Genomic DNA, 12,332 nt, shown 5'->3' with positions numbered 1-12,332 from the left:
AGAAGGGTTCGGGTGCGGCGAGGGCGCATTTGGGTGGATGGCGCCCTCGCTGGCTGTAGTGATTCGTTGACTGAGTTTTAATTGTGCCTGGGAACTTCGATTGGCTGGTGGACGTATTTGGGGGCATGAGTTTACTTCTGCGCTCGGCTTTGCTTTTTGTGGCGATGGGATTTTGCTGTGGTGTGTATGGGCAGGATTCGACGCCGGTACAGGCTGATGCTTGGTCGACGATTCATGTCTCGACGAAGTTCGTGGTTCTCGATGCTGAAGTTGAGAACAAGAAGACAGGGAATCTGATTGGGACACTGAAGCCTGATGACTTTGTGTTGTCGGAGGATGGAGTTCCGCAGCAGATTACTTACTTCAGCCATGATCAACTGCCGCTTTCGGTGATCTTTCTCTTTGATTTGACGCAGTCGGTGCGTCCGGCTCTTGCTTCGCTTGGTGGAGGTGCGCGTGAGGTGCTGGGTCATTTGAAGCCACAGGATGAGGTGGCGGTGATGGTTTTCTCTTCGCATGCGGAGCTGCTGCAGGGTTTCACTACGGACCGTTCGCTTGCCGCTGATGCTATTGGGAAAGCCTCGAGTATGAAGACCGGCGAGGGAACGTTTATTCACGAGAGCATGTATGAAGCGGTGGACGAGGCGATGAAATCGACTGCTCCGGGGAGCAGGAAGGTGTTGGTGTGGCTCACGGACGGAACGGCGAACCAGGAAAATTCGCGAACGCGGAAGATCATGGGGAAGGAAGCTCCTGCGTATTCGCACACGAAGGAAGAGGCTACGGCGAGCCTGCTGAGGTCGGGGGTGGTGGTCTCGGCGCTGATCGACCGAACTGCAGAGACGGATGCTGTGATGGTCGCTTTTTTCTTTGTTGCGCATATGGGGGATATCCGAAAGTATGCGGATCTGACGGGAGGGCCAGTTCTGAATACGAGCAAGAAGGAGGTTGCGGATCGGCTCGCTGAGCTGATCGATCAGCTTCGAGGGCGGTACACGCTGGGATACAAGCCTACGAATGTGAAGCCGGATGGAACGTTTTGCAAATTGGAGCTTCGGCTAAGACCGGATACTTATGCGAAGCTTCCTGAAAAGCAGGACGTTGTTGTTCGCACGAGGACTGGCTACTTTCGGTAGCTTTAATAGCAGCTCGTAATGGTGTGGAAGGCAGAAGCAGAGATGAAATACAGGGATCCTTCGCTACGCTCAGGATGACGACTCTTTAAAGATGACGACTTTTTAAAGGTGATCGGCCCATCCATTTTGAGTGTGGATGGGCCGATGTGGTTGAAGGAAAGCTAAACGGTTTGTGGAACGGGCGAGTCGTCTTCGCCACTGACGCTGACGCCTTGCTTGAGCTTGTTCTGGATGTTGCTCCAGACGGCTTCGCTGGGCTCTTGGTCTTCGCTGGGTTCGAAGAGGCTGCGGGCCTGGTCGGCGATGGCTTCGAGGTCGCGGACGAGAGCGGCGCAGTCGGGATTGTTTTGAAGGAAGGTCTGGAGGCGTGGGTCGGTGCTGACGTGACCATCGCCGTTGGCAAAGAACTCTGGCAGATATTGCTCGAAGTCGGCAGGGGTCATGGTGTCGAAGTCGAGCGATTGGAATTCAGTCATACCGCCACCTCCTTGAGGCCGTTTGGCTGGGCAGCCGGTTCAGGCTGGCGGAGGAGTTCGCGAAGCTTGAGGCGGGCCTTGTGGAGCTGCGACTTGCTGTTGCCGGTGGAGCACTCGAGCATAGTAGCGATCTCGTTGTGCTCGAAGCCCTCGACATCGTGCAGGACAAAGACCATGCGGTAGCCGGGGGGCAGGGAAGCTACGGCGCGCTCCAGGGCTACGCGGTCGACTGAGCCCGTGAGAGCGAGGTCGCGGCTGCCGAAGTCGCGCTTGGGTGCGTCTTCCTCCGATGGGTTGATGGTCTCCTCGAGCGAGACCAGATTGAGGCCTTTTTTGCGGAGATGCATGAGAACCAAGTTTACTGTAAGCCGGTGAAGCCAGGTGGAGAAGGCGGACTCTCCGCGGAAGCTGCCGATTTTCCGGAAGAGATGCAGGAAGGCTTCCTGGGTCATGTCTTCGGCTTCGGAGACATTGCCGAGCATGCGGAGGCAGAGAGTGTAGACGCGGCGTTTGTGGAGGGCATAGAGACGGGAGAATGCTTCTGCATCGCCATTCTTTGCCGCTTCGATGGCTTCAGCTTCACCCGCGATGGGTGGATTGCGTTTGAAGACGCCGGGAGTAACGGGTGTTTGTTGGGTCATTTGTAGGCCTTGGACGTCCATAGCTAGACTCCGGACTGATTCGTCGTTCTCAGTTAAAGTTTTCGCTTGCATCGAGCCTACCGCAAACGGAGATTAAGTTTCTGTGCACATAGTTTTGATGGAGGACAGAAAGGAAGGGTTGTTTCGGGCAAGCACTAAGAGCCGCAGGGGTTAGGAGCCGATGAAACGAGCGTAGAGGGAGCGTGCGAGGGTGATGTCGGTGGTGCCCTGGATGAGGGCGCGTCCGTCAGGAAAGAGTGTGAAGGTGTGCGGGCCGCGTTTGAAGCGGAGGAGAAGGTCGTTGAAGCGGAGGTCATGGATGTCGGCGTGAGGTGCGAGGCGGTCGCGCATGGCGGTGAAGTCGACGGGGCGGTGGTGCTCGTGGATCTGGACGGAGTTGCGGCCGCAGAGAGTGATGTGAGGGCGGCCGACGCCGGCGAGATGGGTGAAGATGCGCTGGCCGCAGACGGTGCATGCGGGGTTGGGTTTGGCGGTAGTGATTTCGCTTTGCTCGTTCGACCAGAGGTCGTGGGAGAGCAGGGTGCGACGCATGAGGTGGGGTTGGTTGGTGAGGAGCTTGAGGGCTTCGGTGGTTTGAATGGAGGCTGCGAGGTTGACGGCGGTGGAGAGGATGCCGGCGGTGTCGCAGGTTTCTACCGGGCCGGTGGGCGGCTTGGGGAAGATGCAGGCCAGGCATGCGGTGGGGGCGTAGGGTGCGGGTTCGTGGCTTTGCTCCTCCGGGAGAGGGAGGATGTTCATGGTGGCGGCGTAGGCGCCGATGGCTGCGGCGTAGATCCAGGGCTTGGATTGCTGGACGCAGTAGTCGTTGAGGAGGTAGCGAGTCTCGAAGTTGTCGGTGGCGTCGAGGATGAGATGGGCGGGGGCAAGCAGCTCGTGGATGTTGGCTGGGACGAGGTCCGCGATGTGAGAGTGGACCGAGACGGCTGAGTTGAAGAGGGCGATCTTGCGGCGGGCGGCTTCGGCCTTGGGGAGGGATTCGCGAGCGTCGGCCTCGTCGAAGAGGATCTGGCGCTGGAGGTTGGAGGGCTCGACGAAGTCGCGGTCGATGAGGGTGAGGGTGCCGACTCCGGCGCGGGCGAGGAGGGAGGCGCTGGCGGCTCCGGTGGCTCCGATGCCGATGATGGCGACGTGGGCGGAGGCGAGGAGATGCTGGCCGGTGGCTCCAATGCCAGGGAAGAGAATCTGGCGGGAGTAGCGATCTGACTCGGGGATGGCGGGTTCGGTCCGGTTAGGCAGAGGCGTTTCGGAGGGCTGCGCGTCGGCGGGGGTGCCGATGTGGATGCTCGGGGGCCGTTCTTCAAAGGTGCTTGCGGGATGCTTTGACATGATGAAGATCGCACCGTCTAAAAAAAGACGGCTGTTTCGTAGTATAGGGAAGGACGGATGTGCAGGGAACCCGGCTGCGGCCTGAAGGCTTTCGGCATCCTAAGAGAAAGAAGAGCAGGCTCGGATGAGGAGTCGGTGCATCATGAAAGACTTGCTGGGCTCCTGAAAATTAGATAAGGAATGATGGGTGGTTTTTTGGGTCAGGTGCTTCGAGGTCGCGCGCGAATATCACGGTGGATGAGGTGCGGGTGCGGCGCGGCGGCGTTGTGGCTTGGATTGTGGGTGATGGTGGGTGTGGCTGCGGGACAGGAGGTGCCGCAGAGTCCGACTCCATCTGGTGCACAGGGTGCCACACCCGGTTTGGCCGGTACAGGAGCGACGCCTGCCCAGGGGCAACAGACCAAACCGGTTGAGGAGAAAAAGGCAGATACGCCTCAAGATGCGGAGCCGACGACTTCGGTGTGGCAGTGGAAGGGGCTCCTTGTCGAGAAGATCGTGTTCGAGGGCGTGACGTTCGATGCGACCGATACGCTGCCGAAGGAGTTAGCACAGAAGGCTGGTCAGCCGTTGGATCCGCAGGAGGTGCGGGCGGATTTGCGGCGATTGTTTGCTAGCGGGCGGTATCGTGACATTGCGGTTCGTGGCGTGCGACAGGGGGATCAAGTGACGCTGATCTTCGCTGGCGTGGCGCGGTACTACGTGGGACGAGTGACGATCACTGGGGTGAAGAGCGAACGGCTGGCTCCGCTGCTGGAGTTTGCGACAAAACTCTCGCCCGGGACGGCGTTCACCGACTCACAGATACCGGCGGGGACGGAAGGGATTAAGGAGATTCTGCAGCAGCAGGGGTATTACGAGCCGACGGTCTCAGTGAAGTCGGAGACCGATGAAGTAGGCCACCAGATAAATGTAACGTATACGGTTTCAATTGGGCCGCAGGCAAGAGTGGGACAAGTCAAGCTGGTGGGCGACGATACCGGGTTGACGCCGGAGGAGTTTCAGAAGCAGTCGAAGCTGAAGGAGAACAGCAAGGTGCGGCGCGATTCGACCAGCAATGCACTTGACCGATTGCGGAAGCTATACCAGAAGAAAGATCGGCTGGAGGCGACGGTTTCGCTGCAGAAGCAGACGTATGACAACGTGCGAGACAAGGTTGATTATGAGTTCCATGCGAACCAGGGGCCGCAGGTAAAGGTGTCGGTTGAGGGGGCGAAGATTTCGACGGGTCGCCTGCATCTTTTGGTTCCGATCTTTGAGGAAGGGACGATTGATAATGATCTGCTGAACGAGGGCGTCTTCAACATTCGCGACTACGAGCAGCAGCAGGGCTTCTTCGATGCGAAGGTAGCGGTGAAGGTGGTGGGGAACGCTACCACGACGGAGCAGGTGGTATTCACTGTGGAACGCGGGCTGAAGCACAAGGTCGTTGCGGTGAATCTGAAGGGCAACAAATACTTCACGGATGATCTGTTGCATGAGCGGATGAGGGTGCAGAAGTCAAATGCGTATCAGCGGAGTGGGCGATATAGCCCGGCGCTGGTGTCCGGCGATGTAAACGCGATTCAGTCGTTGTATCGCGCGAATGGTTTTGATGACGCGAAAATTACGACGGATGTAAAAGATGTCACCGTGGGGAAAGACGGAAAACCGTTGAAGGCGGGTGAGATTGCTGTGACCTTCACCATCGTTGAAGGGCCGCAACAGAAGTTTGGCAAGGTGGACCTGGCGGGAGTGGATGCGAGCCGGCTGCAGGATGTGCGGGGATTGATGAATGCTCAGCAGGGCCAGCCTTTTTCGCTGGTGACGCTGTCGGGCGACCGCGATACGGTGTTGCAGTATTACCTGGCGCATGGGTTCGACCAGGTGAAGGTTGAGATCAAACAGACGAAGGAGGCAGCGGGCACGGACAAGACGGACGTGTCGTTGGATGTGACCGAGGGGCAGCAGGTGTTTGTGAATCGAGTTCTGCTGTCGGGTGTGGAGAAGACCAAGCCGAGCGTTGTGGCTCAACAGATTCTGGTACACCCGGGGGATCCGCTGGACCAGACGGCGCTGCTGCAGACGCAGAGAAATTTGTACAACATTGCGTTGTTCAATGAAGTGATCGCGGCGGTGCAGAATCCCGCGGGAGACGCTCCGCAGAAGAACGTGGTGCTGCAGGTGACGGAGGCTAAGAGGTGGAACGTGACGTATGGTTTCGGCTTCGAAGCGCAGACGGGAACACCGCAGCCTGGGACGATCTCGGAGGCTTCGTGCATCCAGCTTGGACTGACCTTTCCCTGTAACCAACTGTCTCCGGAGGGCAAGCCCGGCGTGAGCCCGCGGGTTTCGCTGGATGTGTCGAGGATCAATCTGCGGGGAACTGAGGATTCGCTGACGCTGCACACGTCGTATGGGTTGCTGGAACAAGTGGCGATTTTGACACTACAGAACCCGCATCTCTATGGAAGCAAGAACTTCAGCGCGGCGCTTTCGGGCGGATACTCGAATGTGCAGGACATTACGACGTTTGCGGCATCGACGCTACAGGGGGATTTTCGAATCACGGAGAAGTGGCGGCGGACGCATACATTTATTTACGACTTCCTGTATCGCCGCGTAAAGGTTGACCCGAACAGCCTGCAGGTGTCGGCCGATTTGATTCCGCTGCTGTCGCAGCCGGTTCGCGTAGGTGGGCCGGGAGTCACGTGGTTTCACGATACGCGATCGCCGGGGCCGCTGGATGCAGTGAAGGGAGAGTACTCGACGATACAGGGGTTTGTGGCGTCGTCGAAGTTTGGGTCGCAGACCGATTTCTGGAAGCTGGATGGAACGAACTCGACGTACTACCAGTTTGGCAAGCTGAAGTATGTGTTCGCACGTTCGACAAGGATTGGGTATGAACGGGCGTCGGGGATAAATCCGAACGCGGGAAACAGTGCGTGCGAGGGAGTTCTACTGACGACGAATCCGAGCTGCAATGCGATTCCACTACCGGAGCGGTTGTATGCCGGCGGCGCGAACTCGCATCGAGGATTTCCGATCAATGGGGCGGGGCCCAGGGACTTGCAGACTGGTTTCCCGGTAGGTGGTTCGGCGGCGTTTGTGAATTCGTTTGAGCTGCGTTTGCCGGCCCAGACGTTGCCGCTGGTGGGCAATAGCGTGAACTTCGTGATCTTTCACGATATGGGTAACGTGTTTCAGAATGCGAAGGATATGTTTCCGAGTTTCACGCGGTTCACTCAACCGAACAAGCAGACGTGTGCGAATGTGTCGGGGATCATTGGGACTTGTGACTTCAATTATTTTTCCCATGCGTTGGGGCTGGGCGCGCGCTACAAGACGCCGGTCGGGCCGGTGCGTGTGGACTTCAGCTATAACCTCAATCCACCGGTGTATCCGATCATTTACGACTTCAACAATAACCCTCCGCATGAGAGCCAGGCTTCGCATTTCAACTTCTTCTTTAGCATTGGAGAGAGCTTCTAGATGCGTTGGATGACGCACAATACGATGGAGCGGTTGTTGCTGGTGACGTTGGCGACGGCGCCTGTGTGGATGGGGGTGCCGGTCTGGGCTTCGTTGCAAGCGGCGTCTGGGCAGACCGCGACATCGCAGACTGGGGCCGCGAGTTCGGCGCCAAATGCTGTGGCCGGGTTGCCTGCGCAGCAGGGCGTGGTGCTGGATCGCGTGGTTGCGGTGGTAAACGACGATGTGATTCTTGAGAGCGATGTGGATGAGGAGCGTCGGTTTGAAGAGATTCAGCCTTACCGCCGGGTTACGGGGGATAACACCAGGGAGAGAGTTCTTGAGCGGCTGGTCGATCGAGCGTTGATTTTGCAGCAGGCGGCGCTGGAGCCGGAGGATGTGATCTCCGACAAAGAGCTGGACGATCAGTTGATGACGTTGCGAAAGGATATTCCCGATTGCAAAGTGCAGTATCACTGCGAAGCCGACGACGGGTGGAAGAAGTTTCTGAACGCTCACGGGTTTACGGAGGCGGAGTTTCGCGAGCGGTGGCGGCTGCGGATGGAGTTGCTGAAGTTTATCGAAGTACGCTTTCGGAATGGGATCAAGGTCTCGGATGCGGAGATCAAGGAGTTTTATGAGAAGAGGATGCTGCCGGAGTATGCGAAACGAAATGTGACCCCGCCCCAGCTGGATACGATCCGGAAGAGGATCGAAGAGGTGGAGTTGCAACAGCAGGTGGGCGCTCTGTTGGTGGATTGGCTGAAGTCGCTGCGGGCGCAGGGCAGCGTGAAGATTATGACTCCAGGTGAGGTGGCGCCATGAGCGATCTGGAGAAAAAATTCGAAGAAAAGAAGGAGGAGATTGAGGCAAGTGTTGCCGGCGAGGTCGCGAAGGTGAAGCGATCGCTGGCGAAGCGGATGTTGCTGTGGATTGGTTGGACGGTCGCGGCGCTGCTTGTGCTGGTGTTGGTGTTGTTTGGGGTGTTTGCCTCGTACTCGAAGACGGAGGATTTCAATCGACGAGTGGCGAAAGAGGTCGTCAAAGTTTTTGAGGACGCCACGGGTGGAAGGGTAGAGCTGAGCAAGATCAGCTTTGATCTGTGGCATCTCGCGGTCGAGGCAGACGGGCTGGTGATTCATGGGTTGGAGGGGCCGGGTGAGGCTCCTTATCTTGCCGCGGACAAGATTCTGCTTCGAGTGCAGATCTTCGATTTCTTCACGCATGTTGCGGGGAGTGGGATCTCGTCGCACGTGCGACTTAACTATCTGGGAGTGGAGCATCCTCAGTTTCATTTGATCGTGGATAAGGATGGGAAGACGAACCAGCCAGTGCCGAAGCATCCGAGCACGAGTAAGAAGCCTGTCATCGACACTCTCCTGGATCTGAAGGCCGATGAGGTGACGCTTTCGAATGGATTGGCGCTGCTGAATAACCGTGCCATTCCGTTCAATCTTGCGGCTCGGGATTTGAGTGCGGAGGTGCACTATATCGCTTCGACGGATCGCTACGGCGCGACGGTGGATTTGAAGGATCTGCGGACGAAGATGGGTAAGCAGGTGGAGGCGCAGTCAGCGTTGAGCCTGGCGGTGGAGTTGGGAAGAGATGCGATTGAGTTGCAGCGACTGGACTTCACGACGGGTAGGAGTTCGAAGCTCGATGCTACTGGAAGTTTCAAACACTTTGCCAACCCAGAGTGGCAGGCGAAGGTGAGTGGCACGATCGAAGTGAAGCAGATTTCTGTGCTCGCGGATGTGGATGGTTTGAATGCGGGCACGATCGATCTGGATTTGAATGGGCATAACTGCGCGACGTCGCCTTCGGTGGCGCAGAAACATCCTCCTTTTTGGGAGCGAAGCCATCCGAAGGAGACGCGAGTGCCGCCGCGGCCATTGCCGCCCGATCCGGATTGTGTGGCGGGGTATCTACTGGCGGGAACGGCGAAGGTTCATAAGGCTGCCTACAGGGATCAAAATGTGCGATTGCACGATATAGATGGCGGCGGGACACTGCACGTTACGCCAACCGAGTTGTTGCTGACGGCACTTACGGGATATCTGCCCGGCGGTGGAAGTGCGGCGGGTGAGTTGCGCATCGTGAACTGGCTGGGCGAGGTTCCTCCGCAGGATGTTGCGGCCAACTCCTCGACGACGAAGGCCGCCGTGACGACGGCGAATACGACAGCCAAGACGATTGGGGCAAAGGAGCCCATCACGGAGCCAGTGAAAGTGCCTTCGGTGCAGGTTGCGCATGCCTACCTGAAGGCAATGGTTACGAGGATTCCGCTGCGAACGATTATGGATGTGACGGCGCCTGAGCACTATGGCGACCTCGGATTCGATACAGCGGTGAGTGGACCGGTGACGGTGGAGTGGGGTGGGCCTGCGAAGAGTATCGACGAGACAGTGGAAGTGGATGGGAATTTGACGTTTGCGCCGACGGGGGTGAAACGGCCGGGAGCGTTGAATGATGTACCTGTGACCGGGCAAACGCAGGCGCATTACACGGGCCGGAATGAGACGGTGCGGATTCAGCAGATCTCGCTGCAGATGCCAGAGACGAACTTTGAGGCTTCGGGAATATTGGGGGTGAATGAGGGAGACCCGCTGACTGATCTGCGAGTAGATATGACGGTGCGGGATCTGTCGGAGTACAACCAGTTGCTGACTACGCTGGACCTGGAGGGAAATGGGAAGCGGGGTACGGCGGCGATTCCGGTGGTGCTGCATGGCGCCATGCAGTTCAATGGAACGGCTCAGGGGAAGATTGCGAATTTGGATGTGAAGGGGCATCTGCAGGCGACAAACGCGGAGTTCGCGCTGGGAACGACGGATGTGCTGATTGATTCGGTGGTGACGGATGCGGAGTACTCGCCGAACAGTGGCGTGGTCGTGGCCACCTCGACGATCAAGCGTGGGACTGCGGTGCTGAATCTGGAGGGTAAGATCGCGCCGCGTAAGGTGGTGTCGCGGCGCGGGGTTACGACCTATCTGTGGGACGACGGGATGTCTTTGGATGCGAAGGCGCAGTTGGCGAATGCGCAGGTTGTCGACGTCTTGCAGATTGCGGGGCAGCAGGAGAAGGTACCGCTGACGGGATTGGTTGCGTTGAATGGCCACGCGGTAGGAACCCTGAGGAGTTTGAGTGGGGAGGGCCATGTTTCGCTGAAGAATGGTGCCGCTTATGGAGAGCCCTATGAGTCGGCTGTGGCGGATGTGTCGGTGCAGGGAAAAGATCTGGAAGCCAAGAATGTGGTCTTGCGGCTGCATGGTGTGCAGATTGCAGGTAATGGCGGATACGACATGGGCACGGATCGACTGCATGGGCATGTGGAGGGACACGATATTTTGCTGTCGAAGTTCGAGACGGTGAAGAAGGCAGAGAAAGATGTGGATGGCACCGTGAACCTGGTTGCGGATGCGAATGGAACGCTGACGCAGCCCGGATTGAAGGCGAATGTAACACTTCGTGGCGTGACTTATCGAGGACAGGGGATTGGCGAGGCCGCGGTGGAAGCGCATAGCCAGGGGGACGTCGTGTACTTCACGGCGAATTCAACGCTGGTGGGGGCGAAGCTGGATGCTTCGGGGCAGACGCGGCTGGATGGTGATTACCAGATGCAGGCGAAGATGACGCTGTCGGGCCTGGATATCGGAAAGCCGTTGACGATGTTTGGACCGGGGACGATGAAGGCGCAATCGCTGATCAATGGAACAGCTACTGTGAGTGGACCGTTGAAGACGCCGAAGGCGCTGAGTGGGGAGGCAGAGTTCAGCCAGATGGATGTGAAGCTGCAGGGAATAGAGCTGAAGGCGGCTGAGCCGCTGCGCGTGGGGTTGCGCGATGGTTTGGCGACGCTCGATCAGGTTCATATTACCGGGCAGGATACGGATATGCGGGCGAAGGGCACGGGGCAGCTGTTCGGATCGACGGATCCGAAGGGCGGCAAATTGGATGTGAGCGCCACTGGAAGTGTGAGCATGACGCTGCTTCACACCTTCGATTCGGACATTCTTTCGACTGGCAAGGTGGAGTTCACCGTGAGCGCCGGCGGGTATGTGATGAATCCGCAGCTGGGGGGGAAGGTGCAGTTCGACAACGTGAATGTTGCGGTCGATGGCGTACCGAATGGGTTGAGCAATATGAACGGCACACTGGTGTTCAGCGACGACCGACTGCAGGTACAGAGCCTGACCGCGACGACGGGCGGAGGCACGCTGAAGATCGGTGGGTTCATTCGCTATAAGAAGGGTTTGTATGCTGATCTTACGGCGACTGGCGATGTCGTTCGGGTGCGGTTGTATGGGTTGAGTGCGACGGCGAACGCGAATCTGAAGCTGCAGGGAGCGCCGGATAGCGCGCAGTTGAGTGGAACGATTTTGATTACACGGTTTGGCGTGGGAGCGGACGTGGATTTTGCGGCGTTCGGCTCCGCGGGTGGGGTGGCTCCGCCGCCTGATCCGAACGCGCCGGCAAACAAGATTCGGCTTGACGTGCATGTGACGAGTGCGCCGCAGTTGGACTTTCAGAACTCGTACGCCAAGCTGGCCGGGATCGTGGATCTGCAGATTCGCGGAACGGCGGCGGTGCCTTCTGTGCTGGGGCGGATCGAGATCAATGAAGGGAGTGCGACGTTTGCCGGCACGAAGTATCAGTTACAGCGGGGAGAGATCTATTTCACGAACCCGGTTCGGATCGATCCGATTATTGATCTGGATGCGACGGCGCAGGTGGAGAACTACGATATTACGATCGGGTTGCATGGGACGGCGACGAACCTGAAACCGACGTATCGGTCGGAGCCGCCCCTGAGCGAGTCGGATGTATTTGCGCTGTTGGCGTTGGGTAGGACGCAGGAGGAGGCTCAGCTTTATCAGGAACGGCAGGCTCAGCAGGGGACCGATCCGACGACGAGTGCTCTACTGGGTGGCGCGTTGAACGCTACGGTGAGCAATCGCGTAGAGAAATTGTTCGGTGTGGGAAGCGTGAAGATCGATCCGGCGTTTGTGGGAACGCTGGGCGGGTCGTCAGCTAGGATTACAGTGCAGCAGCAGCTGTCGCGGCAGATTACCGCTACGTTTGCGACCAACGTAAATACTTCGGCGCAACAGCTGATTCAGGTGCAGTATGACCTAAATCATGACAACTCGATTGTGGTGGCGCGCGACGAATCGGGCGTATTCAGTATTGTTTACAAGCTGCGGAAAAGGTATCGTTAGCGCGCTGAGCGGAAGCTGCATCGTATGTGTGTGAATGATGAGGCTTCACGTCGTTTATCGCGGCGC

At 58.0% G+C, this 12,332-nt stretch carries 7 protein-coding genes; 4 read left to right on the top strand and 3 right to left on the bottom strand.

What is annotated here, in order from left to right; all coding sequences use genetic code 11:
- Positions 1-125 precede the first annotated feature (125 nt).
- A complete protein-coding gene (locus RBB76_RS04280) occupies positions 126-1,136 on the top strand; it encodes a VWA domain-containing protein (RefSeq protein WP_429628640.1) in 1,011 nt (336 codons plus the stop codon).
- A gap of 161 nt (positions 1,137-1,297) precedes the next feature.
- Here RBB76_RS04280 and RBB76_RS04275 read toward each other — a convergent pair whose 3' ends face one another.
- From RBB76_RS04275 to RBB76_RS04265, 3 genes are all read right to left on the bottom strand, one after another.
- Positions 1,298-1,612, bottom strand: a complete 315-nt coding sequence (locus RBB76_RS04275; protein WP_429628641.1) for a hypothetical protein — start codon at positions 1,610-1,612, stop codon at positions 1,298-1,300.
- Entirely contained in the window at positions 1,609-2,274 is a 666-nt protein-coding gene (locus RBB76_RS04270; protein WP_429628642.1) for an RNA polymerase sigma factor, read from the bottom strand. Before RBB76_RS04270 ends, RBB76_RS04275 begins: the two co-directional genes overlap by 4 nt.
- A 150-nt stretch (positions 2,275-2,424) precedes the next feature.
- Positions 2,425-3,603, bottom strand: a complete 1,179-nt coding sequence (locus tag RBB76_RS04265) for a ThiF family adenylyltransferase (RefSeq protein WP_429628911.1) — start codon at positions 3,601-3,603, stop codon at positions 2,425-2,427.
- 234 nt (positions 3,604-3,837) lie between these two features.
- Here RBB76_RS04265 and RBB76_RS04260 point away from each other — a divergent pair, with 234 nt between their 5' ends.
- The 3 genes from RBB76_RS04260 to RBB76_RS04250 are packed head-to-tail and all read left to right on the top strand — an operon-like array spanning position 3,838 to position 12,266.
- Positions 3,838-7,068, top strand: a complete 3,231-nt coding sequence (locus tag RBB76_RS04260; RefSeq protein WP_429628643.1) for a POTRA domain-containing protein — start codon at positions 3,838-3,840, stop codon at positions 7,066-7,068.
- The gene (locus RBB76_RS04255; RefSeq protein WP_429628644.1) at positions 7,069-7,872 is read left to right on the top strand and encodes a peptidylprolyl isomerase; all 804 of its coding nucleotides are present in this window, start codon (positions 7,069-7,071) and stop codon (positions 7,870-7,872) included. It begins immediately after the preceding gene.
- Entirely contained in the window at positions 7,869-12,266 is a 4,398-nt protein-coding gene (locus RBB76_RS04250) for a translocation/assembly module TamB domain-containing protein (protein WP_429628645.1), read from the top strand. Before RBB76_RS04255 ends, RBB76_RS04250 begins: the two co-directional genes overlap by 4 nt.
- Positions 12,267-12,332 lie beyond the last annotated feature (66 nt).

It is taken from the genome of Tunturiibacter psychrotolerans (genome assembly GCF_051013365.1).
Classification (GTDB): Bacteria; Acidobacteriota; Terriglobia; order Terriglobales; family Acidobacteriaceae; genus Edaphobacter; species Edaphobacter psychrotolerans_A.
Note: the sequence above shows the minus strand (reverse complement) of the source record. Positions and strands in the feature narration are given on the sequence as shown.